Source organism: Streptosporangium longisporum (assembly GCF_039534895.1).
In the GTDB taxonomy this organism is placed as follows: domain Bacteria; phylum Actinomycetota; class Actinomycetes; order Streptosporangiales; family Streptosporangiaceae; genus Streptosporangium; species Streptosporangium longisporum.
Window position 1 is genome coordinate 1 of sequence record NZ_BAAAWD010000020.1, and the last position, 25390, is coordinate 25390.

Annotated in this window: 23 protein-coding genes and 1 pseudogene; 11 read left to right on the forward strand and 13 right to left on the reverse strand. The window is 71.4% G+C overall.

Annotation, left to right across the window (positions count from 1 at the left end):
* The first annotated feature begins 182 nt into the window (after nt 1-182).
* From ABD832_RS35015 to ABD832_RS35040, 7 genes are all read left to right on the forward strand, one after another.
* Entirely contained in the window at nt 183-1175 is a 993-nt protein-coding gene (locus tag ABD832_RS35015; protein ID WP_344904519.1) for an ATP-binding cassette domain-containing protein, read from the forward strand.
* A complete protein-coding gene (locus ABD832_RS42395) occupies nt 1172-1402 on the forward strand; it encodes a hypothetical protein (RefSeq protein WP_425582709.1) in 231 nt (76 codons plus the stop codon). Before ABD832_RS35015 ends, ABD832_RS42395 begins: the two co-directional genes overlap by 4 nt.
* Nucleotides 1403-1419: 17 nt before the next feature.
* Nucleotides 1420-1590 (forward strand): hypothetical protein, encoded by a 171-nt coding sequence (locus tag ABD832_RS35020; protein ID WP_344904522.1) that lies wholly within the window; start codon nt 1420-1422, stop codon nt 1588-1590.
* A 1010-nt stretch (nt 1591-2600) separates the two neighbouring features.
* Nucleotides 2601-2843, forward strand: coding sequence for a hypothetical protein (locus ABD832_RS35025; RefSeq protein ID WP_344904525.1), 243 nt, complete (start codon nt 2601-2603; stop codon nt 2841-2843).
* Between the two features lie 505 nt (nt 2844-3348).
* Nucleotides 3349-3840, forward strand: a complete 492-nt coding sequence (locus ABD832_RS35030) for a hypothetical protein (RefSeq protein ID WP_344904528.1) — start codon at nt 3349-3351, stop codon at nt 3838-3840.
* 401 nt (nt 3841-4241) lie between these two features.
* Nucleotides 4242-4766 carry a protein kinase family protein gene (locus ABD832_RS35035; protein ID WP_344904532.1) on the forward strand — a complete coding sequence of 175 codons (525 nt, stop codon included), beginning with the start codon at nt 4242-4244 and terminating at the stop codon, nt 4764-4766.
* A gap of 36 nt (nt 4767-4802) precedes the next feature.
* Nucleotides 4803-5207, forward strand: a complete 405-nt coding sequence (locus tag ABD832_RS35040) for a hypothetical protein (protein WP_425582710.1) — start codon at nt 4803-4805, stop codon at nt 5205-5207.
* Nucleotides 5208-6100: 893 nt separating this feature from the next.
* Here ABD832_RS35040 and ABD832_RS42400 read toward each other — a convergent pair.
* Together ABD832_RS42400 and ABD832_RS35045 are read right to left on the reverse strand one after the other, a co-directional pair.
* A pseudogene (locus ABD832_RS42400) lies at nt 6101-6211 on the reverse strand (ArsR family transcriptional regulator); the annotation flags it as partial.
* A gap of 251 nt (nt 6212-6462) precedes the next feature.
* On the reverse strand, nt 6463-6735 hold the full coding sequence (locus ABD832_RS35045; protein ID WP_344904535.1) for an SRPBCC family protein: 273 nt from the start codon (nt 6733-6735) through the stop codon (nt 6463-6465).
* A 551-nt stretch (nt 6736-7286) separates the two neighbouring features.
* Here ABD832_RS35045 and ABD832_RS35050 point away from each other — a divergent pair.
* Nucleotides 7287-7631 carry a response regulator transcription factor gene (locus tag ABD832_RS35050; protein ID WP_344904538.1) on the forward strand — a complete coding sequence of 115 codons (345 nt, stop codon included), beginning with the start codon at nt 7287-7289 and terminating at the stop codon, nt 7629-7631.
* A gap of 3740 nt (nt 7632-11371) precedes the next feature.
* On the opposite strand, the gene ABD832_RS35055 is transcribed toward ABD832_RS35050, so the two are convergent.
* A complete protein-coding gene (locus ABD832_RS35055; protein WP_344886585.1) occupies nt 11372-12034 on the reverse strand; it encodes a response regulator in 663 nt (220 codons plus the stop codon).
* Nucleotides 12035-12338: 304 nt separating this feature from the next.
* On the opposite strand from ABD832_RS35055, the gene ABD832_RS35060 reads away from it, so the two are divergent.
* Nucleotides 12339-12794: an SRPBCC domain-containing protein gene (locus tag ABD832_RS35060; RefSeq protein ID WP_344886583.1), complete on the forward strand. Its 456-nt coding sequence runs from the start codon at nt 12339-12341 to the stop codon at nt 12792-12794.
* The gene (locus ABD832_RS35065; protein WP_344886581.1) at nt 12791-13120 is read left to right on the forward strand and encodes an ArsR/SmtB family transcription factor; all 330 of its coding nucleotides are present in this window, start codon (nt 12791-12793) and stop codon (nt 13118-13120) included. The genes ABD832_RS35060 and ABD832_RS35065 overlap by 4 nt, the downstream gene beginning before the upstream one ends.
* Before the next feature lie 121 nt (nt 13121-13241).
* Here ABD832_RS35065 and ABD832_RS35070 read toward each other — a convergent pair whose 3' ends face one another.
* The 8 genes from ABD832_RS35070 to ABD832_RS35105 all read right to left on the reverse strand — a co-directional run bounded on the left by ABD832_RS35070 (nt 13242) and on the right by ABD832_RS35105 (nt 22387).
* A complete protein-coding gene (locus ABD832_RS35070; RefSeq protein WP_344904541.1) occupies nt 13242-14780 on the reverse strand; it encodes a serine/threonine-protein kinase in 1539 nt (512 codons plus the stop codon).
* A 5-nt stretch (nt 14781-14785) separates the two neighbouring features.
* A complete protein-coding gene (locus tag ABD832_RS35075) occupies nt 14786-16372 on the reverse strand; it encodes a hypothetical protein (protein ID WP_344904545.1) in 1587 nt (528 codons plus the stop codon).
* Nucleotides 16373-16930: 558 nt separating this feature from the next.
* A complete protein-coding gene (locus ABD832_RS35080; RefSeq protein WP_344904602.1) occupies nt 16931-17515 on the reverse strand; it encodes a Uma2 family endonuclease in 585 nt (194 codons plus the stop codon).
* Nucleotides 17516-17577: 62 nt separating this feature from the next.
* Nucleotides 17578-18309, reverse strand: a complete 732-nt coding sequence (locus tag ABD832_RS35085) for an adenosylcobinamide amidohydrolase (protein WP_344904548.1) — start codon at nt 18307-18309, stop codon at nt 17578-17580.
* 73 nt (nt 18310-18382) lie between these two features.
* Nucleotides 18383-19234 (reverse strand): ABC transporter ATP-binding protein, encoded by an 852-nt coding sequence (locus tag ABD832_RS35090; protein WP_344904551.1) that lies wholly within the window; start codon nt 19232-19234, stop codon nt 18383-18385.
* Between the two features lie 13 nt (nt 19235-19247).
* Complete coding sequence (locus ABD832_RS35095; protein ID WP_413224547.1) at nt 19248-20285, reverse strand: FecCD family ABC transporter permease; 1038 nt, start codon at nt 20283-20285, stop codon at nt 19248-19250.
* Nucleotides 20286-20353: 68 nt separating this feature from the next.
* Entirely contained in the window at nt 20354-21319 is a 966-nt protein-coding gene (locus tag ABD832_RS35100) for an ABC transporter substrate-binding protein (protein ID WP_344904554.1), read from the reverse strand.
* A gap of 216 nt (nt 21320-21535) precedes the next feature.
* On the reverse strand, nt 21536-22387 hold the full coding sequence (locus ABD832_RS35105; RefSeq protein WP_344904557.1) for a Gfo/Idh/MocA family protein: 852 nt from the start codon (nt 22385-22387) through the stop codon (nt 21536-21538).
* 173 nt (nt 22388-22560) lie between these two features.
* Between ABD832_RS35105 and ABD832_RS35110 the strand changes: the two genes are divergently transcribed.
* Entirely contained in the window at nt 22561-23481 is a 921-nt protein-coding gene (locus ABD832_RS35110; RefSeq protein ID WP_344904560.1) for a TIGR03621 family F420-dependent LLM class oxidoreductase, read from the forward strand.
* Between the two features lie 62 nt (nt 23482-23543).
* Here the strand turns inward: ABD832_RS35110 and ABD832_RS35115 are convergent, their stop codons facing one another.
* Both ABD832_RS35115 and ABD832_RS35120 read right to left on the reverse strand, forming a co-directional pair.
* Nucleotides 23544-24197 carry a response regulator gene (locus tag ABD832_RS35115; RefSeq protein ID WP_344904563.1) on the reverse strand — a complete coding sequence of 218 codons (654 nt, stop codon included), beginning with the start codon at nt 24195-24197 and terminating at the stop codon, nt 23544-23546.
* The gene (locus ABD832_RS35120; RefSeq protein WP_344904566.1) at nt 24194-25345 is read right to left on the reverse strand and encodes a sensor histidine kinase; all 1152 of its coding nucleotides are present in this window, start codon (nt 25343-25345) and stop codon (nt 24194-24196) included. Before ABD832_RS35120 ends, ABD832_RS35115 begins: the two co-directional genes overlap by 4 nt.
* Nucleotides 25346-25390: the final 45 nt, after the last annotated feature.

The following is a 25390-nucleotide window of genomic DNA, read 5'->3' on the forward strand; positions in this document are numbered from 1 at the left end:
CATCGCGACACCCCCGTCCGGCGGCTGCGGCACAGGGACCGCGCGGCTGCTCGGCCTACGCTCCGCAGACCCCGGCGCTGCCGGTCGACATGACCGTGTTCGACTACGCCCTGCTCGGCCGCACCCCTACATCCCCACCTGGGACGCGAGGGGCGATGCGACCCGGGAGGTGACCAGCGTCGGTGCTGGAGCGCTGGACCTGTCGCGGCTGGCCTCCCGTCCGCTCGGCCGCTGTCCGGTGGCGAGCGCCAGCGCGTCGTGCTCGCCAGGCGCTGGCCCAGCAGGCCCCGGTGCTGCTGCTCGACGAGCCGACCACGGCCCTGGACCTGGGACACCAGCAGCAGGTGCTGGAGCTGGTGGACCGCCTGCGGCTGGCCGACGGGCTGACCGTCGTCACGACCCTGCACGACCTGAGCCTCGCCGGCCAGTACGCTGACGCGATGATGCTGCTCTCGGCGAGGCCGGGTGGGCCGCCTCGGGGGTTTCACGCCGAGGTGCTGACCGAGGAGCTGATCGCCGAGCACTTCGAGGCCCGCGTCCGCGTCGGGACCGGCCCCGCGGCGCAGGCCAGAGGTTCCACCTGGAGCGCCCGTGATGACCGCGCCGATCCCGGGCCGACCTGGAGCGCCGGTGAAAGCGACGCCGATCCCGGGCCACCTGGAGCACCCGTGAGAGCCACGCCCGTCCTGAGCCACCGCCACGAGGACGGCGCCCGGCTGGCCTGCCTGCTCTGGGAGTTCGGCCCCGGATGGCGGGCGATCTCCTCGGCCGTGCTCGGCGGCGGCATCGGCCCGGCCGCCTGGGCGCTCAACGCGCAGGTGGTCGCCCGGGTACGCGCGGACGGACCCGGTGGAGCACCTGCTGGGACTGGCCCCGCCCGGACCCGGCGTCGGCTATGCTCACCGCGGCGTCGGTCGACCGGTTCACCCGGGCCGCCGACGGGGGAGTGGAGGTCGTCGCGACCGTCGGCCTGCGCGTCCCCACCTGGGCGCCGCCCCCGAGGGCGTGCCCGACCCCGAACTGGCCCGATGCTCCTGCCCGAGCCGACCCCGATGCTCCTTCCCACCCCCGGCCCCGTGCCCGGTCCGGTTCCGGCGCGCCTGCCGGGCACGGTCAACATCATCGTGCCGCTACCGGTTGCGATGACGACGCGGCCCTGGTCAACGCGGTCATGACGGTGACCGAGGCCAAGCAGCCAGGCGCTGCTGGAGACCGGTTTTCTCCGTTACCGGCACCGCCTCCGACTGCCGTCTGCGTGGCCGTTCCCCGAGCACGCCCGCAGGAACCGTTCGGCGGCCCCCGCTCCACCTGGGGTGCCGCATCGCCCCGAGCCGTCCACACCGCCGTCCACGAAGGCGCCCACCTGTGGTCGAATCGTGACGCTTCAACTACGTACCGTTAGAGAATCGTGGAAGTAGCATGTGGGACGAAGGTGAGACTCCCGATACTGGGCGTGACGACGATGGCGACGACGGAGCCGACGACCAGGCGGACGTTTCTTCACGAGAGCCGCCGTTCATGTCGATGGACCTGCTCACGTTCCCCGACGACGGGAACCGTTACGAGCTCTTCAACGGGAGCCTGCTGTGAGTCTTCCCCCATTCCTCTGCATCAGCGTGCGATCGCGCGTCTCATGCGCATCTCGAAGACGCCGCACCGCCGGAGTACGAGCCGATGCAAGAGGTCAACCTCCGGGTGAGCGACCGTGACTTCTCATCCCGACTCGTCGTGGTCCCGACGGAGACCGTCGAGGAGACGGAACTGATGTTCGCGCCGCGCGACCTCCTGCTGGCCGTCGAGATCGTCAGCCCGAGCACCCGGGCGCGGGGACGGTCACCTCAAGAGGGCGCCTACGCCCGCGAGTCGTATTCCGTCTACTGGCGGATCGAGCGTCCGACGGGCCGCGTATCCATGTCCATGAGCTCGCGGGTGACGAATACAAGCCCGCCGAGAGGCACGACGCGGGAGAGGCCGCGAACCTGTCCGTCCCGTTCGGAGGTTGTCCTTCGACCCGGCCCGTGCTGGTCCGTCCCGAGCCTGACCCGGGCGCACGCGCCTTCGCATACTCATCGTCATGAGGCGCGGCGCCGGTGGTGACCGTCGGATCCGCCTCCCCGTGGAACGCGGTCCTTTCGCTTCCGGGTCGGTCTCCTGGACGCTGGGGCCGTCCCGTCGCCCGGCTCGCCGCACCCGACGACCGGACCGCTCCGCTCGCCGTCCGTCCGGGTGATCGTGGCATCGAACGTACCTATAGCTGGATATATGTATTTATGTCTCTTTGGTCTGCTATCGGGGAAATGTAAAGCAACGTCCCTATGAGGAGTTGGTAGGCCCGGTGTGACCGGGCTTCCGGCCGGATTCCGGTATCCGTCCGTTGTCGCCCACGGGGCCCACGAGGATTAGACTTTGCGTAACGCACCCGCGACGGGGTGTGGGTGGTGGTGAAAGGCCGTGAACAGGATGGTGAGGCCGTAAAGGGATGACCGTCCCGTGACTTCCGGCGGGCCGGGACGAGCACGACGACAGCCACCCCGCCTCCGGGCGGTTCACATGTTCATCACGATTGACGACCTTGTTTCATGCCCGGGTAGGGAGCGGAGATGCGCGCGTCAGTGTTCGGGGCGCTGGCGATGGTCGAGGGGCTCTGTCTGGCGATCGCCGGGACGGGCCCCCGCGCTGGCCCCGAGCATCCCAGCGGGATCACCGCCCTGGTGACCCCGGCGGTGGTCCGGGTCGAGGCCACCGCGAACGTCGACATCACGTTGCTCGACCACATCGGCGAGCTGGTCACGTGGGAGCGTTCCTTACAAGGTGCCCATCGGCAGGCGGCACCGGCACCGTGATCAACCCCGAGGGTGGCATCGTCACGCTCACCCGGGTGGTCACGCACCGAGCGTGACATGCGCCATACGCGTGACGCCGCCAACAAGATCTTCGTCGCCGAGCACCACAGGTCAAGATCCCCGCCGCGCGACTTCGAGCGGCACAGGCTCAGACGACAAGCTCGACCACCACCTGCAGGTAGTGCTACCCGCCCAAGCGGTCCACCGCCACCTGCATCGTCGACGTCACCACCGAGGATCACGGTCTTCCCCAACATCTCCCCGGCCGACAAGACGGGCTTCAAGGCCGAGAATCGTCGCCCGGTGACACGCCCGACAGTCCCCGCGGTGCTGGCGCCCGTCGGGGCGCGCCGACGGCAGCTGCGGGCTCTGCCCACCCGCCCCGCTCGCCGCCACGGTGCCTCCAAGGAGGGCTCGCGGTGGCGGTCGCGGGGTTCACCGACGGCCCCGGCCGCGAACCTGCGCGAGGCCGTCGACATCGGCCCACTGCGGGCGGGCGGCGCCGGTGAGGGCGGCCGGCAGTTCAAGGACCCGGAGAACAAGGTCGACGAGCCCAAGAAGCTGGGCGCCCCTCATCGACAAGGGGCTGCTCGGCGGCCCGGTCATCGAGGACAAGAAGGGCGAGGTCGTCGGCCTGCTCGTCGGTGGCGGCGCCGAGGCCCGCATGATCGCATCCGGGAGGGTCACCAAGGCCCTGGCCGAGGCGAACGTCACCCCCGGGCGGCGGGCCGATCGACGCCGCCTTCGAGCAGGCGCTGACCCGCTTCCACACCCACTACTTACGGCGACGCCCGTCCCCGCCTTCCAGCGGGTGCTGGACCTCTACCCCGGCCACACCGTGGCCGCGGCCCACCTGAAGACCTCCCAGGCCAAGCGCGGCACCGCCGAGGACCAGGCAACCAAGACGGCGGCCGCCTCCACCGACACGCCCCGGGGGTGCGCCGCTGTGGCCCGTTCGTCGCCGGTGGCGGCCTGCTGGTGCTGTGGCCGGTGCTGACCACCGCCTTCCTGCTGTGGCGCCGCAGACCCCGCCGACACCGACACCGGGCCCGAGACGGGGCCCGCGACCGGGCCCCTGCACGGCCGCCGACACCCGTCCTCCCCTGCTCGATCCGCCGTCCCTCCCGCCCCGGCAGGTCCTCGACGATCAGGCCGACTCCACCAGGGTGGTTCCAGTCCGCTCCTTCCCGGCCCTGCCCCAAGCTCTCCTCGTGACCGCACCCCGGGCCGGTGCTGGTGGCGCGCGCGCGACCCGGCGCCCAGACGCGGTCCCGGCGTTCAACACCGGCCGCGACGCCACGGTGCAGCAGTAAGTACTGCACCGGCTGCGGGATGCGACTGGCACGGCCCACAGCTTCTGCGGGCTACTGCGGCCAGCCGACCAAGACGTGACGCCGGTTGAACGACAGGGCACTGATCGGCCGGGAAGTGGCCGGCTACCAGATCGAGGACATCATCGGCAAGGGCGGCATGGCCGTGGTCTACCTCGCCATCGACCCCAGGCTCAACCGCCGGGTGGCGCTGAAGATCCTCACACCGCTGCTCGGCGAGGACGAGAGGTTCCGCCAGCGCTTCTGTGCTGGAGTCGCGCACGGTCGCCCAGCATCGACCACCCCAACCATCACCCCGATCTACGAGGCCGACAGCGCCGACGACGGCACCCTCTACATCGCCATGCGCTACGTCGACGGCCCCGACCTGCGCAAGCTCTTCTACGACGCCGCGGGCCGATGGCGGTCGGCCAGGTCAACCGGATCTTCGCCCAGGTGGCCCGCCGCGCTCGACACCGCGCACGCCCACGACCTGGTGCACCGCGACCGTCAAGCCCGCCAACATCCTGATCGCCGCGCACACCGAGGGCGACCACGCCTACCTCACCGACTTCGGCATCACCAAGCACCGCACCTCGATCTCCGTGGCTGACCCAGACCAACCAGTTCATCGGCACCCCCTCGCTACATGTCGCCCGAGCAGATCAACAAGGAGCACATCGACGGCCGCTGCGACCAGTACGGCCTGGCCTGCGTGGTCTACGAGGCCCTGTCCGGACGGCTGCCCTTCCAGCGCGACAACGAGATCGCCCTGCTGTGGGCCCACCTCGCCGAGACCCCCACGCCGCTCACCACGCTCCCGCCCCGAGCCTTGCCGCCCCAGGTGGGACGAGGTCATGACGCGGGCCCTGGCCAAGTCCCCCCGAGCAGCGCTACGAGACTGCGGCCGGTTTCGTCGCGGAGCTGCGTGACGCGATCAGCGGCGCCGACCAGCCGTACCGGCTCACCCCAGGCGCGCCCCTCGCGCCGGCGCCGACCGCTCCGGGACGCGCAGGCCCGGCACCGGGGGCCTCCGGCCGCAAGGGCATCCTGATCGGCCGCGAGCGTGGCGATCACGGCGATCGTCGTGCTGGTGGCGGTGCTCGCGTCGTTCCTGCGCGCGCGGCGACGCCTGGGCGCAGTACCGGGGCTCGTCCCGCGTGCCGGTCGCGTTCGAGCACCCCGACGGCTGGACCCTGGAGCCGCACGCGGACGTGTTCGTGATGGCCCTCGCCCCGGTCCGACCGGGTTCCGGGCGCTGTTCGCCACGCCCGTCACCGCGGACTGGGCCGCCCGGCGAACGAGATCATCAAGGCCCACCCCCCCAGGAGGCCCACCGGCCTGTACGCGGCAGACGCTCGACACCCTCGACCCGCGCAGCGGCTGCCGTGAGGCGTGCTGCAGGAGACCCCTGCAGTCCTCTCGCTCCCGGGCACCGTCAGCGTCTTCTCCCAGGTCGTCCAGGTGAGCGTGGGCGGCAAGACGGCCTCACGGCTGCAGGGGACGATCGCCGACCCGCAGCGCGGAGGCCGGCCTCGACTTCACCGGCTGGGTGGTCGACCGGCCGGACGAGGCCGCCCTGCTGATCTATTTTTGCGCGCCCGGCACCTGTGACGACGCGATCGCTCTCCGGTTCGTGCGCAGCGTCTCCTTCCCGGCCTTCTGAGGCCGTCCGGCCCTCGCCGGACGCACCTGTCCGCGGCGACGGCCGGAAACGTCCTCTCGTGCCGACGACCGTGCGCGGGCGGTCGCATCGGGGATGACCGGTCATCATCCCCGGCCGGGTCTCATTCGGTATGCCGGGTGTCCTCCGCCAGCGCCTTGAGCCTCAGCAGGTTGGCCTCCCAGGTGGTCGCGACGCTCGCCATCCACTGCGCGGTCTCGGCCAGCCGGGACGGGTTCGCACTGTAGAGTCGCGCGCGCCCCAGCCCGGCGGCTGGACACCAGATCGTGCTGCTGCAGTGCGATCAGGTGTTTGATCACCGCCGGCCGGCTGACCGGCAACGGGGCGGCCAGCTGTGTGGCCGTCTGCTCACCTCGCTCCGCGAGCAGTTGCAGAACGTGCCCACCGGGTGGGGTCGGCCAGCGCCGCCAGTACCTGCGGCTGTGGCCGGGTCACCGCCGCTGTGGCCAGGCGGTTCGGGCGTTCGCGGCGTGATCCTGCAGCGCTGACAGGCCGCCGGTCCATCCGTCGGCCGCGCCGCGGGCATGGATGCGCGCCGCTGCTCGGGCCCCACGGCCAGTTCGTCGAACCCGCTCTCGGTCACGACGAGGACGCGTGCCGCCGTCGGCGGCGGACAGGGTGAACGTCACCAAGGGTCTGGTGTCCCGGTCGTGGATCCCTCGTCCGGCACCGACGAGTACCGGTAGGAGAGACCCGGTGGGCCGCTCGACCCCGCTCGATGACGCCCCGGAAGGAGCCGTGCTCCTTCCAGGTGTGGACCAGCGTCCCCACCCGGGCGCAGGTCGATGTCCGCCCCGTCGAAGGCGAACCAGGCCCGGATGTGCTCGGCCTGGGTGAGGAGTCGCCACACGTGCTCGACGGTGGCATCGATGAAGATCTCGTGCTCGATCCGGTCCATGGTTCTTCCCCCTCTGCGTCTTGTGTCACCCAAGGGTTACACATGGGCTCAGGAGACGCAACCCTGCGGTTACACATCCGGGGTGCCGGGCCCTGGTTCAGGCGATGAGCCCGTCCGCCGGCGACTTGCGTCCCACTTGTGACCGGCTTGTCCGCGGGCGTTTTGTCCTATGGGCAAGACGGTCACCAGGCTTTAGTCTCCCCGCATGGCGGTTCCCCCCCCTCCCGTCCGGCGCACGCGCACGGCCGTACGGGTCGTCGACCGCGCGTCCCGGGAACGAGGTGCCCAGTCGTCGGCCAAGGAGAAGAGTGAACATCCGCGTCGTCATCGCCGACGACCAGGCGATGGTCCGCGGCCGGTCTGAAGCTGGTCGTGGGAGAGCGAGCCCGGCCTGGAGGTGGTCGGCGAGGCCCCCGACGGGATCGAGGCGCTCGCCGTGGCCCGCAGGACCAGGCCGGACATCGTGCTGATGGACATCTCGATGCCCCGCATGGACGGCCTCACCGCGGCCAGGGAACTGCTGGGCCAGCAGGACCCGCCCCAGGGTGGTCATGCTGACCACCTTCGACACCGACGAGAACCTCTACGCCGCGCTGCCGCGCCGGACCAGCGGGTTCCTGCTCAAGGTGTCACCGCCCGAGCAGCTGGGTGGAGGCGATCCGGGTGGTCGTCGCGGGCGACGCCCTGCTGGACCCGGCCGTCACCACCCGCGTCCATCGCCTCCTTCCGCCGGCCGGCACGACCCCGCGCCCCCCCCGCCGCAGCTCGCCGAGCTCACCCCGCGCGAGCTGGAGGTGCTGCGCTCGCTGGCCCGCGGCCTGACCAACGCCGAGATCGCCGCGGAGCTCTTCGTCGGCGAGTCGCCACGGTCAAGACCCACGTGGCGCGGGTGCTGATGAAGCTCCACCTGCGCGACCGGGCTCAGGCGGTGGTGTTCGCGTACGAGTCGGGCGTGGTCCGGCCGGGCAGCTCGGTCGGTAGCTCGGTCGGGTAGTGGCCGGAGCGGCGGGGCGACGATCGGCGGCGTGCCGGAGGCGACGCGCCGGAGCCGGGCGGAGTCGGTGAACACGGGCCTCTCCTGTCCGTACGGGGGCCGCGACGGCCCGCCACCAGGACGGTAGGCGGCGGCCCCCGCGCCGGGTCGTCCGCCGCGGGACTGATCCGGGGTCCCCCTGGCGGGGGTAAGAGGACCGCGGGCGGGCAGGCCGGGCGTCGGCACGCCCGCGAGCGTGGGGCAGCCGTGCAGCCCTGCCCGGGGACCGTGAACCCCGGCTCGGGAACGGGCAGCGGGGAGACGGCCGCGACCACGGCCACCGGTCCGGCTCTCCTGGGTCCCGCGACCCTGCCGACCGGTCTGGCTCTCCTGCGTCCCGCGACCCTGCCGATCGCGGGGCCGGAAGCCGGGAGGCCGCGGCGCGCAGGGCCTCCCGACGCCTCGCCCCGGCCCGCCGGTGAGCGGGTCCCCGTGACCGAAGCAGACCGTGTCCGCGTCCAGGGCGGCGAGCCTGCGGAAGGTCTCGGCGGCGCGGGGGACGGTCGGGTTGAACACGCCCAGGATCGGGGTGCCGTCCATGCTCGCGACGGCGTCGCCGGTGAACAGGACGCGAACGGCCGGGCAGGTACACGGCGACGCTGCCGTCGGTGTGGCCGTCCGCGAGGACCACCCGTGCCCCGCCACCGAAGTCGATCACGTCCCCGTCCTCCAGCTCGCGGTCCACCCGGCAAGGGCGGCGCCGGGGGCGGCTTTCACCATGTTCTCGTACAGGTCGCGCTCCCAGTCCGGGCGTCGGTGAAGACGGGCCGGCGGCCCGGGGACCTCCCCGCGGACGACCGGGGCCTCGAGGCGGTGCGCCATCACCGTGACGTCCCCCCAGCCGGCGACCTCGGCGGCCGAGCCGGTGTGGTCCCTCGTGGAAGTGGGTCAGCACCACGGTGCGGATCTCACCGGGATCGCGGCCCAGGCTCCGGACCGCCTCGGCGATCGCGGGCCCGGAGCCGGCCACGCCGGTGTCGATCAACGTCAGCGCCCCGGGGTCGGCCCACAGGTAGGCGTGGCCGACCTCGAAACGCAGCTGGTGAAGCTCGGGCAGCAGACCGGACGATCTCCATGCCGCGAGCGTAGGGCGGCCGGGCAAGGGCGGCCCACGCCGTTCACGCAGGGCGGAGCGCGCCGGGCGGGACCGGCGCCGCCCGGGAAGACGATCTCGTACGGACCCCTCACCCCGCTTGTAATCGTCCGTTTACTTATGGTCGTTTTTGGTCACCGGAAAACCAGGTTTGAGAGTTCACCTTCTTCCGCTAACCTCGCCATGCCTTTATGCCGCCTTTAATGCCGACATAGCACCCTTTGCGTGTCCCGCACGCGACATAAAAGGCATCCTTCGTACGAAAGGCACATGGTGCGGTACCGTCTTGCCCCCCTAGCGGTGGCTGCCGCTTTTCTCCTCCCGTTCACCGCTCTCTCCGCTCCCGTGCAGGCGGGCGTCGCACGGCCGTGTCACGGCACCGGCACCGACGCCGCCGTGCAGAGCACCCATCACGCATCCATAGCAGTCACACCGCTACACCGATCGATATGCGCGCCGTGTGATCTCTCTCGAACAACCTGCTCTTTCTTTTGTCTTCTTCCCTCTGCTGTCATCTTCTTTTTTTCCCTGCATTTGTTTCCGCCTTTCCCACACCTTCTCTTTCTCTCTCCCTAATTTTGCCCTTCACGGGAGTGGCCGGAGAGAGTCAATGTGAACCGGGAAGCACGGTCAACCTATCCTTAGAGCACCATGTTGTGTGCCCTTTCGTAATCTCGAAGGATAGCCTTTTTAGTATGTCGCGTGCGGGCAGCTCAACGGGTGGCTACCGTGTCGGCATTAAAGGCGGCATAAGAAGGCCATTGGCGAGGTTATGCGGAAGGAAGGTTGAACTCTCTGCTAACCTCTGGTTGTCCCGGGTGACCAAAACTGACCATACGTAAGAACGCGTCCAGGCAATACGTGTGTACTTTTTACCATATTCGTCAGGGGTGTTGCGGCAGGGAGGTCCGTGTAACGATTTCTCGCGTGGCCAATATCTGGGAGTATGAAGCTCACCGGGAGGGGCGCGCCGGTCCCGCCCGGAGCGCTCCGTGGTCACTCCTTGATTGCGTGAACGGCGGTGTGCCTTACTAGCTTACAGCCCTTGCCCGGAATCCGGAGTCCCTCATTCGCTATCCGCGAGCCTGTTCTCAAGGACATCGGAGGATTCTATGCGGGCATTGGAGAATCGTCTCGTCTGCTGCCCTACATTTTCGAGATGTCTGGTAGTTATGCTCTCCTGGCCTGCCCTTGTCAGGGTTAAACTACGGTGTTGATGGGCTCCTGTCTCTATTGTATCTTCTTTGTTTCGCTGCTCGCCGGGGGGCGCGGTGGACGTTGACATCGACACCTGCGTGGCCGGCTCCTGGCCCGCTATCAAAGGCCTCTACGTGTTGACATGTGTTTCCTGCGGTCCGGACGTCTGCAGGTTAGGGTCCTAGGGGCGATCAAGGATCTTGCCGGTGACGGGAACATCTCGCACTCGATGGTGCTTTCGAACGCCACACCGGCTCGGCCTGCCCGAGGTACGGAAGGGGCCGGCCTGGGCGTGTTAGATACTGTGCCGACGGTGATGGGCGTGTCACTTTGGAACTGTTGTTTCCGTTCCACTATCGAGGCCGGCCGGTTCGTCCGCGTGCCGCCAAGCGCCCGTCTTCAGAACCCATTAGTTACTCCCCGTATCTTATCCGCTCTGTCGTGTAATCCGTCCTCCTTTTTACGGTCCTGTTTTTGTCCTAGACGAAGGGGGGGGTCTACCCTTTAACGGAACATTTTAAGCCGCCCCCTCCTCCTTCCCTGGCCTGTTTTACCTCTCTCTTATGAATTTTGACTTTTTACTCTACTTCTTTTTTCTTTTCACGTTTTTTCCTCTCTTAGCTTCCCCCACCTACTTCAGCTTGCTCCTTTTCCCTTCCCTTCCTTCTCTTCCTCTTTCCCATTTTAAATGCTTCTCCCCTCCTTCTCTATCATCTTACCTCCGTTTTCAAACCCCCCGATCCTGGGCGTGTTCAACCTCGACCGTCCCCGCGCCGCCGAGACCTTCCGCAGGCTCGCCGCCCTGGACGCGGACACGGTCTGCTTCGGTCACGGGGACCCGCTCACCGGCGGGCCGGGCGAGGCGTCGGAGGCCCTGCGCGCCGCGGCCTCCCGGCTTCCGGCCCGCGATCGGCAGGGTCGCGGGACGCAGGAGAGCCAGACCGGTCGGCAGGGTCGCGGGACCCAGGAGAGCCGGACCGGTGGCCGTGGTCGCGGCCGTCTCCCCGCTGCCCGTTCCCGAGCCGGGGTTCACGGTCCCCGGGCAGGGCTGCACGGCCTGCCCCACGCTCGCGGGCGTGCCGACGCCCGGCCTGCCCGCCCCGCGGTCCTCTTACCCCGCCAGGGGGACCCCGGATCAGTCCCGCGGCGGACGACCCGGCGCGGGGCCGCCGCCTACCGTCCTGGTGGCGGGCCGTCGCGGCCCCCGTACGGACAGGAGAGGCCCGTGTTCACCGACTCCGCCCGGCTCCGGCGCGTCGCCTCCGGCACGCCGCCGATCGTCGCCCCGCCGCTCCGGCCACTACCCGACCGAGCTACCCGACCGAGCTGCCCGGCCGGACCACGCCCGACTCGTACGCGAACACCACCGCCTGAGCCCGGTCGCGCAGGTGGAGCTTCATCAGCACCCGCGCCACGTGGGTCTTGACCGTGGCCTCGCCGACGAAGAGCTCCGCGGCGATCTCGGCGTTGGTCAGGCCGCGGGCCAGCGAGCGCAGCACCTCCAGCTCGCGCGGGGTGAGCTCGGCGAGCTGCGGCGGGGGCGCGGGGTCGTGCCGGCCGGCGAAGGAGGCGATGACGCGGGTGGTGACGGCCGGGTCCAGCAGGGCGTCGCCCGCGACGACCACCCGGATCGCCTCCACCAGCTGCTCGGGCGGTGACACCTTGAGCAGGAACCCGCTGGTCCCGGCGCGCAGCGCGGCGTAGAGGTTCTCGTCGGTGTCGAAGGTGGTCAGCATGACCACCTTGGGCGGGTCCTGCTGGCCCAGCAGTTCCCTGGCCGCGGTGAGGCCGTCCATGCGGGGCATCGAGATGTCCATCAGCACGATGTCCGGCCTGGTCCTGCGGGCCACGGCGAGCGCCTCGATCCCGTCGGGGGCCTCGCCGACCACCTCCAGGCCGGGCTCGCTCTCCACGACCAGCTTCAGACCGGCGCGGACCATCGCCTGGTCGTCGGCGATGACGACGCGGATGTTCACTTCTTCTCCTTGGCCGACGACTGGGCACCTCGTTCCCGGGACGCGCGGTCGACGACCCGTACGGCCGTGCGCGTGCGCCGGACGGGAGGGGGGAACCGCCATGCGGGGAGACTAAAGCCTGGTGACCGTCTTGCCCATAGGACAAAACGCCCGGACAAGCCGGTCACAAGTGGGACGCAAGTCGCCGGCGGACGGGCTCATCGCCTGAACCAGGGCCCGGCACCCCGGATGTGTAACCGCAGGGTTGCGTCTCCCTGAGCCCATGTGTAACCCTTGGGTGACACAAGACGCGAGGGGAAGAACCATGGACCGGATCGAGCACGAGATCTTCATCGATGCCACCGTCGAGCACGTGTGGCGACTCCTCACCCAGGCCGAGCACATCCGGGCCTGGTTCGCCTTCGACGGGGCGGACATCGACCTGCGCCCGGGTGGGACGCTGGTCCACACCTGGAAGGAGCACGGCTCCTTCCGGGGCGTCATCGAGCGGGTCGAGCGGCCCACGGTCTTCTCCTACCGGTACTCGTCGGTGCCGGACGAGGATCCACGACCGGGACACCAGACCCTTGTGACGTTCACCCTGTCCGCCGCCGACGGCGGCACGCGTCTCGTCGTGACCGAGAGCGGGTTCGACGAACTGGCCGTGGGGCCCGAGCAGCGGCGCATCCATGCCCGCGGCGCGGCCGACGGATGGACCGGCGGCCTGTCAGCGCTGCAGGATCACGCCGCGACGCCCGACCGCCTGGCACAGCGGCGGTGACCCGGCCACAGCCGCAGGTACTGGCGGCGCTGGCCGACCCCACCCGGTGGCACGTTCTGCAACTGCTCGCGGAGCGAGGTGAGCAGACGGCCACACAGCTGGCCGCCCCGTTGCCGGTCAGCCGGCCGGCGGTGATCAAACACCTGATCGCACTGCAGCAGCACGATCTGGTGTCCAGCCGCCGGCTGGGGCGCGCGCGACTCTACAGTGCGAACCCGTCCCGGCTGGCCGAGACCGCGCAGTGGATGGCGAGCGTCGCGACCACCTGGGAGGCCAACCTGCTGAGGCTCAAGGCGCTGGCGGAGGACACCCGGCATACCGAATGAGACCCCGGCCGGGGATGATGACCGGTCATCCCCGATGCGACCGCCCGCGCACGGTCGTCGGCACGAGAGGACGTTTCCGGCCGTCGCCGCGGACAGGTGCGTCCGGCGAGGCCGGACGGCCTCAGAAGGCCGGGAAGGAGACGCTGCGCACGAACCGGAGAGCGATCGCGTCGTCACAGGTGCCGGGCGCGCAAAAATAGATCAGCAGGGCGGCCTCGTCCGGCCGGTCGACCACCCAGCCGGTGAAGTCGAGCCGGCCTCCGCGCTGCGGGTCGGCGATCGTCCCCTGCAGCCGTGAGGCCGTCTTGCCGCCCACGCTCACCTGGACGACCTGGGAGAAGACGCTGACGGTGCCCGGGAGCGAGGACTGCAGGGTCTCCTGCAGCCGCTCGGCGCCGCTGCGCGGGTCGAGGGTGTCGAGCGTCTGCGCGTACAGGCCGGTGGCCTCCTGGGGGGTGGCCTTGATGATCTCGTTCGCGGCGGCCCAGTCCGCGGTGACGGGCGTGGCGAACAGCGCCCGGAACCGGTCGGACCGGGGCGAGGCCATCACGAACACGTCCGCGTGCGGCTCCAGGGTCCAGCCGTCGGGGTGCTCGAACGCGACCGGCACCGCGGACGAGCCCCGGTACTGCGCCCAGGCGTCGCCGCCGCGCAGGAACGACGCGAGCACCGCCACCAGCACGACGATCGCCGTGATCGCCACGCTCGCGCCGATCAGGATGCCCTTGCGGCCGGAGGCCCCGGTGCCGGGCCTGCGTCCCGGAGCGGTCGGCGCCGGCGCGAGGGGCGCCTGGGTGAGCCGGTACGGCTGGTCGGCGCCGCTGATCGCGTCACGCAGCTCCGCGACGAACCGGCCGCAGGTCTCGTAGCGCTGCTCGGGGGACTTGGCCAGGGCCCGCGTCATGACCTCGTCCACCTGGGGCGGCAGCTCGGGGCGGAGCGTGGTGAGCGGCGTGGGGGTCTCGGCGAGGTGGGCCCACAGCAGGGCGATCTCGTTGTCGCGCTGGAAGGGCAGCCGTCCGGACAGGGCCTCGTAGACCACGCAGGCCAGGCCGTACTGGTCGCAGCGGCCGTCGATGTGCTCCTTGTTGATCTGCTCGGGCGACATGTAGCGAGGGGTGCCGATGAACTGGTTGGTCTGGGTCAGCCCGGAGATCGAGGTGCGGTGCTTGGTGATGCCGAAGTCGGTGAGGTAGGCGTGGTCGCCCTCGGTGTGCGCGGCGATCAGGATGTTGGCGGGCTTGACGTCGCGGTGCACCAGGTCGTGGGCGTGCGCGGTGTCGAGCGCGGCGGCCACCTGGGCGAAGATCCGGTTGACCTGGCCGACCGCCATCGGCCCGCGGTCGTAGAAGAGCTTGCGCAGGTCGGGGCCGTCGACGTAGCGCATGGCGATGTAGAGGGTGCCGTCGTCGGCGCTGTCGGCCTCGTAGATCGGGATGATGTTGGGGTGGTCGATGCTGGCGACCGTGCGCGACTCCAGCACGAAGCGCTGGCGGAACCTCTCGTCCTCGCCGAGCAGCGGGTTGAGGATCTTCAGCGCCACCCGGCGGTTGAGCCTGGGGTCGATGGCGAGGTAGACCACGGCCATGCCGCCCTTGCCGATGATGTCCTCGATCTGGTAGCCGGCCACTTCCCGGCCGATCAGTGCCCTGTCGTTCACCGGCGTCACGTCTTGGTCGGCTGGCCGCAGTAGCCGCAGAAGCTGTGGGCCGTGCCCAGTCGCATCCCGCAGCCGGTGCAGTACTTCTGCTGCACCGTGGCGTCGGCCGGTTTGACGCCGGGACCGGTCTGGGCGCCGGGGTCGCGCGCCACCAGCACCGGCCCGGGTGCGGTCGAGGAGAGCTTGGGCAGGGCCGGGAAGGAGCGGCTGACCACCCTGGTGGAGTCGGCCTGATCGTCGAGGACCTGCCGGGGCGGGAGGGACGGCGGATCGAGCAGGGGAGGACGGGTGTCGGCGGCCGTGCGGGGCCCGGTCGCGGGCCCCGTCTCGGGCCCGGTGTCGGTGTCGGCGGGTCTGCGGCGCCACAGCAGGAAGGCGGTGGTCAGCACGGCCAGCACCAGCAGGCCGCCACCGGCGACGAACGGCCACAGCGGCGCACCCCGGGGCGTGTCGGTGGAGGCGGCCGCCGTCTTGGTTGCCTGGTCCTCGGCGGTGCCGCGCTTGGCCTGGGAGGTCTTCAGGTGGGCCGCGGCCACGGTGTGGCCGGGGTAGAGGTCCAGCACCCGCTGGAAGGCGGGGACGGCGTCGCCGTAGTAGTGGGTGTGGAAGCGGGTCAGCGCCTGCTCGAAGGCGGCGTCGATCGGCCCGCGCCCGGGGGTGACGTTCGCCTCGGCCAGGGCCTTGGTGACCTCCCGGATGCCGATCATGCGGGCCTCGGCGCCGCCACCGACGAGCAGGCCGACGACCTCGCCCTTCTTGTCCTCGATGACCGGGCCGCCGAGCAGCCCCTTGTCGATGAGGGCGCCCAGCTTCTTGGGCTCGTCGACCTTGTTCTCCGGGTCCTTGAACTGCCGGCCGCCCTCACCGGCGCCGCCCGCCCGCAGGTGGGCGATGTCGACGGCCTCGGGCAGGTTCGCGGCGGGCCGTCCGGTGAACCCCGCGACCGCCACCGGCGAGCCCTCCTTGGAGGGCACCGTGGCGGCGAGCGGGGCGGTGGGCAGGCCCGCGCTGCCGTCGGCGCGCCCGACGGGCGCCAGCACCGCGGGACTGTCGGGCGTGTCACCGGCGCGGACGATCTCGGCCTTGAAGCCCTTCTTGTCGGCCGGGGAGATGTTGGGGAAGACCGTGATCTCGGTGGTGACGTCGACGATGCAGGTGGCGGTGGACCGCTTGGGCGGGTAGCACTCCTGCAGGTGGTGGTCGAGCTTGTCGTCCTTGAGCCTGTGCCGCTCGAAGTCCGCGGGGATCTTGACCTTGTGGTGCTCGGCGAAGATCTTGTTGGCGGCGTGGATGCGCATGTCACGCTCGGTCGTGACCACCCGGGTGAGCGTGACGATGCCACCCTCGGGGTTGATCACGGTGCCGGTGCCGCTGCCGATGGGCACCTTGTAGGAACGCTCCACGTGAACCAGCTCGCCGATGTGGTCGAGCAACGTGATGTCGACGTTCGCGGTGGCCTCGACCCGGACCACCGCCGGGGTCACCAGGTCGGTGATCCCGCTGGGATGCTCGTGGGCCAGCGCGGGGGCCGTCCCGGCGATCGCCAGACAGAGCCCTCCGACCATCGCCAGCGCCGAACCTGACCGCCGCATCTCCGCTCCCTACCGGGCATGAAACAAGGGTCGTCAATCGGGATGAACATGTGAACCGCCCGGAGGCGGGGTGGCTGTCGTCGTGCTCGTCCCGGCCCGCCGGAAGTCACGGGACGGTCATCCCTTTACGGCCTTCACCATCCTGTTCACGGCCTTTCACCAACCCACACCCCGTCGCGGGTGGTTACGCAAAGTCTAATCCTCGTGGGCCCCGTGGGCGACAACGGACGGATACCGGAATCCGGCCGGAAGCCCGGTCACACCGGGCCTACCAACTCCCTCATAGGACGTTGCTTTACATTTCCCCGATAGCAGACAAAAGAGACATAAATACATATATCCAGCTATAGGTACGGTTCGATGCCACGATCACCCCGGACGGTACGGCGACGCGGAGCGGTCCGGTCGTCGGGTGCGGCGAGCCGGGCGACGGGACGGCCCCGCGTCCAGGAGACCGACCCGGAAGCCGAAAGACCGCGTTCCCCGGGGAGGCGGATCCGACGGTCACCACCGGCGCCGCGCCTCATGACGATGAGGTATGCGAAGGCGTGCGCCCGGTCAGGCTCGGGGACGGACCAGCACGGCCGGGTCGAAGGACACCTCGAACGGGACGGACAGGTTCGCGGCCTCTCCCGCGTCGTGCCTCTCGGCGGGCTTGTATTCGTCACCCGCGAGCTCATGGACATGGATAGACGGCCCGTCGGACAGCTCGATCCGCCAGTAGACGGGAATACCCGCCGCGGCGTAGGCGGCCCTCTTGAGGTGACGGTCCCGCGCCCGGGTGCTCGGGCTGACGATCTCGACGGCCAGCAGGAGGTCGCGCGGCGCGAACATCAGTTCCGTCTCCTCGACGGTCTCCGTCGGGACCACGACGAGGTCGGGGATGAAGAAGTCACGGTCGCTCACCCGGAGGTTGACCTCTTGCATCGGCTCGTACTCCGGCGGTGCGGCGTCTTCGAGGATGCGCATGAGACGCGCGATCGCACGCTGATGCAGAGGAATGGGGGAAGGACTCACCAGCAGGCTCCCGTTGAAGAGCTCGTAACGGTTCCCGTCGTCGGGGAACGTGAGCAGGTCATCGACAGTGAACGGCGGCTCTCCGTGAAGAACCGTCCGCCTGGTCGTCGGCTCCGTCGTCGCCATCGTCGTCACCCGCCCAGTATCGGGAGTCTCACCTTCGTCCACATGCTACTTCCCACGATTCTCTAACGGTACGTAGTTGAAGCGTCACGATTCGACCACAGGTGGGCGCCTTCGTGGACGGCGGTGTGGACGGCTCGGGCGATGCGGGCACCCCAGGTGGAGCGGGGGCCGCCGAACGGTTCCTGCGGGCCGTGCTCGGGGACGGCCACGCAGACGGCGTCGGAGGCGGTGCCGGTACCGGAGAAACCGGTCTCCAGCAGCGCCTGGCTCTTGGCCTCGGTCACCGTCATGACCGCGTTGACCAGGGCCGCGTCGCTCATCGCAACCGGTACGGCCACGATGATGTTGACCGTGCCCGGCAGGCGCGCCGGAACCGGACCGGGGCCGGGGCCGGGGGTGGGAAGGAGCATCGGGGTCGGCTCGGGCAGGAGCATCGGGGCCAGTTCGGGGTCGGGCACGCCCTCGGGGGCGGCCGCCCAGGTGGGGACGCGCAGGCCGACGGTCGCGACGACCTCCACTCCCCCGTCGGCGGCCCGGGTGAACCGGTCGACCGACGCCGCGGTGAGCATGCCGACGCCGGGTCCGGGCGGGGCCAGTTCCAGCAGGTGCTCCACCGGGTCCGTCCGCGCGTACCCGGCGACCACCTGCGCGTTGAGCGCCCAGGCGGCCGGGCCGATGCCGCCGCCGAGCACGGCCGAGGAGATCGCCCGCCATCCGGGGCCGAACTCCCAGAGCAGGCAGGCCAGCCGGGCGCCGTCCTCGTGGCGGTGGCTCAGGACGGGCGTGGCTCTCACGGGTGCTCCAGGTGGCCCGGGATCGGCGTCGCTTTCACCGGCGCTCCAGGTCGGCCCGGGATCGGCGCGGTCATCACGGGCGCTCCAGGTGGACCTCGGGCCTGCCCGCGGGGCCGGTCCCGACGCGGACGCGGGCCTCGAAGTGCTCGGCGATCAGCTCCTCGGTCAGCACCTCGGCGGGAACCCCCGAGGCGGCCACCCGGCCTGCCGAGAGCAGCATCATCGCGTCAGCGTACTGGCCGGCGAGGCTCAGGTCGTGCAGGGTCGTGACGACGGTCAGCCCGTCGGCCAGCCGCAGGCGGTCCACCAGCTCCAGCACCTGCTGCTGGTGTCCCAGGTCCAGGGCCGTGGTCGGCTCGTCGAGCAGCAGCACCGGGGCCTGCTGGGCCAGCGCCCTGGCGAGCACGACGCGCTGGCGCTCGCCACCGGACAGCCGGCCGAGCGGACGGGAGGCCAGCCGCGACAGGTCCAGCCGCTCCAGCACCGACGCGGTCACCTCCCGGTCGCATCGCCCCTCGCGTCCCAGGTAGGGGATGTACGGGGTGCGGCCGAGCAGGGCGTAGTCGAACACGGTCATGTCGACCGGCAGCGCCGGGGTCTGCGGAGCGTAGGCGAGCAGCCGGGCGCGGTCCCTGTGCCGCAGCCGCCGGACGGGGGTGTCGTCGATGAGCACGTCGCCGCCGTACGGGAGCACCCCGGCCAGGGCTCGCAGCAGTGTGGACTTGCCCGCGCCGTTGGCCCCGATGACGGCCAGCCAGCCGCCGTCGCGGACGTCGAGGCCGACCTCGGAGAGCACGGGCCGCCCGTCCAGCACGACCGACAGGTCCCGCACCGTCAGGCGGCTCATCGCGTCCCCGCCCGGCACGACGTCCGACACGACGTCCGGCAAGGCGTCCGGCAAGGCGTCCGGCGCGGCGTCCGGCACGGCGCGGAAGGTGTCACGTCTCCATCCTCCGGGTCATCCGCAGCACGGCCACGAAGAACGGCGCGCCGACGAAGGCGGTCACCACGCCGATGGGCAGCTCGGCCGGGGCGAGCACGGTCCGGGCGAGCAGGTCGGCCAGGACCAGGAAGGCGGCCCCGCCGATCAGCGAGATCGGCAGCACGATCCGGTACGACGTCCCGGTCAGGCGGCGGACCGCGTGCGGCACCACGATGCCGACGAAGCCGATCAGCCCGCTGACCGCGACGGCCGCGGCGGTGGCCAGGGACGCCGCGAGCAGCACGATGAACCGGACGCGGGTGGCGTTCAGGCCCAGGGTGACGGCCTCGTCGTCACCGACCGAGAGCACGTCGAGCAGCCTGCCGTGCAGCAGCATGATCACCACCGAGACCGCGGCGTACGGGGCGACCAGCGTGATCTGTCCCCAGCCGCCGCCGAGATCGCCGAGGATCCAGGCGTAGATGCGCTGGAGCTCCTCGACCCGCAGCTGCTGCAGGAACGTCTGGACGGCGGTGAGGAAGGAGGTGACCGCCACCCCGGCGAGGACCAGGGTGGCGGTGCCGCCGCCCCGGCCCGCCACGCTGCCCAGCCCGTAGGCGAGCAGCACGCCGCCGACGGCCCCGGCGAAGGCGGCCAGGGGGATGCCGACGGCCATGTCGTCGCCCCGTCCGAAGACGATCGCCGCGGTGGTCGTCAGCCCGGCGCCCGCGGCGGCTCCGAGCAGGTAGGGGTCGGCCAGCGGGTTGCGGAAGACACCCTGGTAGCCGGCCCCGGCGATGGCCAGCAGGCCGCCGACGAGCGCGGCGAGCACGATCCGCGGCAGCCGGATCTCCGACAGCAGGCCCAGCTCGACCGGGGCGAGCCCCGAGTCGGCCGAGACCAGCGGCAGCCAGTCGAGCAGCTGGAGCAGCACGCTGCGCGGCGCGATGTCCGCCGCGCCGGCCAGCAGCCCGGCGAACATGCTCGCCAGGAGCAGACCGGCGGCGGCCAGCGCGACCACCGGGCTCAGCCGGGCCGCCTGCCTCGCCCGCACCCCGGCCTGACGGTCCGCGCCCGCGCCGTGGAACCCGGGGGAAGGGAAGAGATCGGCCACTTAGCGGCTCACCGGCCGGCCGCGGCCTTCTGGACGGCGTCGCCGACCTGCTTGGCCAGGTCCACGACGCGCGGCCCCCAGCGGGAGGCGACGTCGTCGTCGAGCGGGACCACCCGGTCGTTCTCGATCGCCGACAGCTTGGACCAGCCCGGGCGCTTGGCGAGGGTGGCCTTGGACTGGCCGCAGCACTTGGTGTCGGCCAGGAAGATCAGGTCGGGGTCGGCCTGGGCGACGAACTCGGCCGAGAGCTTGGGGTAACCTCCGGCCGCCTCGGGGGCCTTGTCGGCAATGTTGGTCAGGCCGAACAGCCCGTAGATCTGACCGATGAAGGTGGACGAGGTCGCCGCGTAGGGGGTGACGTCCAGCTCGTGGTAGTAGGTGAGCTTCGTGTCCTTGGGCGCGGTGGCGGCGATCTCGTCGAGCTGCTTGCGCATCCCGGCGACGAGCTCGGCGGCCCGGTCCACGTTGCCGGTGGCGGCGCCGAGGTCGGTGATCTGGTCGTAGGCCTCGTCGAGCCCGGTGGCGGCGGGCTCCAGCAGTACGGGGACGCCGACCTTGCCCAGCGCGGCCACGAGGCTGTCGGTGTCGTTGGAGATCACCACCAGGTCGGGCTTCTTGGCGACGATGGCCTCGACGTTCGGCTTGAAGCTCGACAGGTCGCTCTTGGGGGCGTCGGCGGGGTGGTTGGACTGGTCGTCCACGGCGATCACCTGCGGGCCCGCGCCGATGGCGAACAGGCCCTCGGTGGCGGTGGGCGAGAGCGAGACGATCCGCTCGGGCCTGCGCGCCACGGCGACGGCGCCGTTGCCCGCCTGGACGGTGACGGGGAAACCCGCCGCCGAGGGGGTGGCGGCCGCGGGGGCGGAGGCGGAGGCGGTCGCGGCCGGGGAGGCTGCGGGAGAGCTCTGGCCGCACCCGGCCAGGGTCAGTGCGGCGAGCAGGGCACCGGCGAGGGCGCTGCGTACGGGCCTCACACGAGGTCCTTTCAGTTGCCGGAACCGAGAGACCCGGAAAGGACGGGTCACCCTTTTCCACGAGGGTCGACGACGTCGACGCGGCGGAGGCGACCTGGCTCGACCCCCGGAAGGGCCATGACAGTTGCGGGACAGCGCCGGGCTCACACCGGACTTCGCTCAGCTACGCGTCGGACGAACGCTATCAATCCCCCCGAGGACCGGCGGGCCCGGGCCTCAGCCGAGCTGCTCCTCGGCGGAGGCGATGATCTCCTGCAGGCGCAGGCCGTGCGCGGCGTCCAGGGGGTGCCCACCACGCCGTACGGTCAGCGCGAACTCGGCGAGCATCAGCGAGAAGACGTCGGAGCCGAGCCGGGTGTCGTCGAGGGACTCACGCCCCAGCCGGCCGTAGATCTCCACCTGCGAGGGCGGGACCTCGCCCGGAACGCTCATGCACAGCGACGCCTCGCTGACCGCGCCGGTCTCGTGCTCCAGCAGCAGCCCGACCCAGCCCAGCGGGTTGCCGTGCGCGCGGACCCCGACGACCCTGCCGAGCGCCGCGTCCAGCATGTCGATCATGTGCGGGCCCACGTCGAGGATCGCGCCGCGCTCCAGGCGCCAGGACGTGGCGAAGTCCCCGCCGAGCATCGCCCCGGAGACGTTGGCCGCCCGCCCGCCGAACGGTTCGAGGGCCGAGACCCTCGCCAGGAACGCGCGGGTGGCGGGCGAGTAGCGCCAGGTGAGGACCATCTGCGAGGGCACGCCCGCCTCGGCGACCGCCTCGGCCAGCCTGCGGGCCCCGGCCAGGTCGGCGGCGAGCGGTTTCTCCAGCAGCAGTGCCTTGCCCGCCTTGGCCGCGAGCACGCCGAGCTCGGCCTGGACCGCGGGCGGGACGGAGAACGCCACCGCCTCGCAGTTGTCGAAGAGCTCCTCGATGCGTTCGAACACCGGGGCCCCGAACCTGGCCGCGGCCTCGGGACGGCGGGCCCAGACACCCGCCAGACGCGTGTTCGGACCGGCCGCGAGCATCGGCGCGTGCACCATCTCGGCCCATGGCCCGGCGCCCACCAGACCCACAGATAACGTCACCGATCCAGTTTCGCACGCTCCCATGCCCTGATCGCGTGCTCGGGTCGGTGTGCCGTGGTCCCTCCGCCGGACCTTCCGGGCCTTCCGGACCGGTGATCACGCGCCGGACCTTCCCGGCCCGTGACCCCCGGCCTATGCTTATCAGGCGCTTGGTCTAAATAAGGGGGCGTCCGATGGACCGACCGTTCCGGTTCGCCGCCGTGATCCGGGAGGCCGTCTCGGCCGGGGACTGGGCCGAGAAGGCCCGCCGCCTGGAGGACTCGGGCTTCGACGTGCTGCTCGTCCCCGGCCATCTGACCGGCCCCCGTTTCGCGCCGGTCGCGGCCATGACCGCGGCGGCCTGCGCCACCGGGCGCCTGCGGGTCGGCACCCTGGTCCCCGCCGACGGCCTCCGTCATCCGGCGGTGCTCGCCAGGGAGGCCGCCACCGTCGACCTGCTCTCGGAGGGACGCCTGGAACTGGGCCTGGGCACCGGCTGGACGGCCACCGACTACGCCTCGGCCGGGCTGGTGTTCGAGCCGCCCGGGGTCCGGGTGGACCGGCTGGCCGAGGCCGTCGCCGTGCTCAAGGGCCTGTGGGGGGACGGGCCCTTCACCTTCCACGGCGAGCACTACCGGATCACCGAGCTGGACCGGAGCCCCAGGCCGTGGAGCCGTCCCCACCCGCGGCTGCTGCTCGGCGGTGGCCCGCACCTGCTCGGGCTCGCCGCCCGCGAGGCCGACGTGGTCGACCTCGGCACGCGGGTGCGCGCCGACGGCACAGGCCCTGACGGTCCCGATGGCACGGACGGCGGGCGCGCCGCCTTCCTGGCCAGGATCGACGTCGTACGGCGGGCGGCCGGGGACCGCTACGACCGGATCGAGCTGGGCACCGGCGTCCAGCAGGTCGGCGTCCGCGGGCGCGGGGAGTCATGGGGCGCCGCGGGCTCCTTTCGCCGGGACGGGACCCCGCGGGTACTGCTCGGCACCCGTCACGACATCGCCGACACGCTCCGCCACTGGCGCGACACCCACGACGTGTCCTACTTCGTGCTCCACCACGAGCGCGACCTGGACGCCTTCACCCCGGTCGTCCAGGAGCTCGCCGGCCGCTGACCCGCCCCGCTCCTCCCCGCCCCGCCCCGCCGGCCACCGGCCTCACCCCGCCGCATCCCGCCTCATCCCGCCTCGCCCGCCCGGACCAGGCCCTGCTCGTACGCGAAGACCACCGCCGCCACCCGGTCGCGGAGCCCGGCCTTGGTCAGCACCCTGGACAGGTGTGTCTTCACCGTGGCCTCGGACAGGTGCAGGACCTCGGCGATCTCCGCGTTCGAGCGGCCCCGCCCGACGTGCTCCAGCACCTCCCGCTCGCGCGCGGTGAGGCGCTCCAGGGCCGTCCCCCCGCCGGGCGGCACGCTCAAGAAACGCTCGATCAGCCGCCGCGTCACCGCCGGGGCGAGCAGCGCCTGCCCGGCGGCGACGGTCCGGACGGCCTCGGCGATCTGGCCGGGCGGGGCGTCCTTGAGCAGGAAGCCGCCCGCGCCCGCGCGCAGCGCCTCGTACACGTACTGGTCGAGGTCGAAGGTGGTCAGCACCAGCACCGCGGGGCATCCCGGTTCGGCGCGGACGCGCCGGGTGGCCTCGATGCCGTCCATCCGGGGCATCCGGACGTCCATCAGCACCACGTCCGGCCGCAGCAGCCGCGCCTGGGCCACCGCCTCGGCGCCGTCCCCGGCCGTCCCGGCCACCTCGATGTCGGGCTGGACCCCGAGCATGGCCGACAGTCCCGACCGCGCCAGCGCGTGGTCGTCGGCGATCAGGACCCGGATCATGCCGGCTCCACGGGCAGCCGGAGGCGCACACCGTACCCGCCGCCCTCGGCGGGACCCGCGTGCAGCACCCCGCCGTACAGGCGGGCCCGCTCGCGCATGCCGACCAGGCCGTGCCCGGGGGAGGACGGCCGCGACGGCGGGCCGGCCCCGGGGGCGTTGACGACCTCCAGGCCGAGTTCCGCGCCGCCGTAGGTCACCCGTACCTCGGTGTCGGCCGGTCCGACGTGCCGGCGGACGTTGGTGAGCGCCTCCTGGACGATCCGGTAGGCGGTGAGCTCCAGCCCCGCGGGCAGTGTCCTCCGCTCTCCCCGCTCGACCAGCCGTACCGGCAGCCCGGTGGAGCGGACCTGTTCCACCAGCTCGGGCAGCCGGTCCAGGGTGGGCTGCGGTGCCAGCGCCTCGTCCTCCTCGTTGCGCAGCGCCTCCAGCACGTGGCGCATCTCCACCAGCGCCTCGCGGGCGGTGCGCGCCACCGCGTCCATGTGGTCGCGTGCCCGCTCCGGGTCGAGCCCGCCGACCTCGTACGCGGCCCCGGCGTTCAGCGCGATGATGGACAGGGAGTGCGCGACCACGTCGTGCAGCTCGCGCGCGATCCTGAGCCGCTCGACGGCGACCGCCTCCCGGGCCCGTTCGCGCGTGCGTTCCTCGGCCTCGCGCAACTGGGCCTCCCGGCGCTGCAGCAGCCACCCGGCCGTCCACGCGCCGGTCACGAAGAACACCATGATCAGGGCCGACCCGACGTCCGGCTCGTCCTCGCCGTAGTACCGCAGGGCGAGGGCGGTGGCCATGCTGCCGGTGGTGACGGCCCACGCCCCGGCCGCCAGGAGCAGGGACCGCACGTGCAGCCCCACGGAGAAGACCGCCACCAGGAGCGAGGGGAACGGCGCGACGGTGGCCGGCGGCACCTCGGCGACGGCGCCCCACAGCAGCAGCACGGACGCGATGACCACCAGCACCGGCAGCGGCGCGTACCGCCGGGCCACCAGCGGGACCGTCCCCGTCAGGGCGAACGCGGCCTCGACCCAGAACGGGTCCGGGCCGGGCGGCAGCACCTCGGCGACGCCCCAGACGGCCAGCACCGCGGCCAGCGCCACGTCCGGGCCGGGCGGGCGCCGAGGCACCCGGGCCAGTCGCGCGAGAGGGTCCACGCACCGACCGTATCGCCCGGCGACGGCCCGGACGTCAGCCCCGCG

Excerpts from the sequence above, each read along its gene's own strand:
- ABD832_RS42395 (WP_425582709.1), top strand. The coding sequence starts at position 1,172 with ATGACGGTGACCGAGGCCAAGCAGCCAGGCGCTGCTGGAGACCGGTTT.
- ABD832_RS35020 (WP_344904522.1), top strand. The coding sequence starts at position 1,420 with ATGTGGGACGAAGGTGAGACTCCCGATACTGGGCGTGACGACGATGGC.
- ABD832_RS35025 (WP_344904525.1), top strand. The coding sequence starts at position 2,601 with ATGCGCGCGTCAGTGTTCGGGGCGCTGGCGATGGTCGAGGGGCTCTGT.
- ABD832_RS35040 (WP_425582710.1), top strand. The coding sequence starts at position 4,803 with ATGTCGCCCGAGCAGATCAACAAGGAGCACATCGACGGCCGCTGCGAC.
- ABD832_RS35045 (WP_344904535.1), bottom strand. The coding sequence starts at position 6,735 with ATGGACCGGATCGAGCACGAGATCTTCATCGATGCCACCGTCGAGCAC.
- ABD832_RS35050 (WP_344904538.1), top strand. The coding sequence starts at position 7,287 with ATGCTGACCACCTTCGACACCGACGAGAACCTCTACGCCGCGCTGCCG.
- ABD832_RS35060 (WP_344886583.1), top strand. The coding sequence starts at position 12,339 with ATGGACCGGATCGAGCACGAGATCTTCATCGATGCCACCGTCGAGCAC.
- ABD832_RS35075 (WP_344904545.1), bottom strand. The coding sequence starts at position 16,372 with ATGCGGCGGTCAGGTTCGGCGCTGGCGATGGTCGGAGGGCTCTGTCTG.
- ABD832_RS35080 (WP_344904602.1), bottom strand. The coding sequence starts at position 17,515 with ATGGCGACGACGGAGCCGACGACCAGGCGGACGGTTCTTCACGGAGAG.
- ABD832_RS35110 (WP_344904560.1), top strand. The coding sequence starts at position 22,561 with ATGGACCGACCGTTCCGGTTCGCCGCCGTGATCCGGGAGGCCGTCTCG.
- ABD832_RS35115 (WP_344904563.1), bottom strand. The coding sequence starts at position 24,197 with ATGATCCGGGTCCTGATCGCCGACGACCACGCGCTGGCGCGGTCGGGA.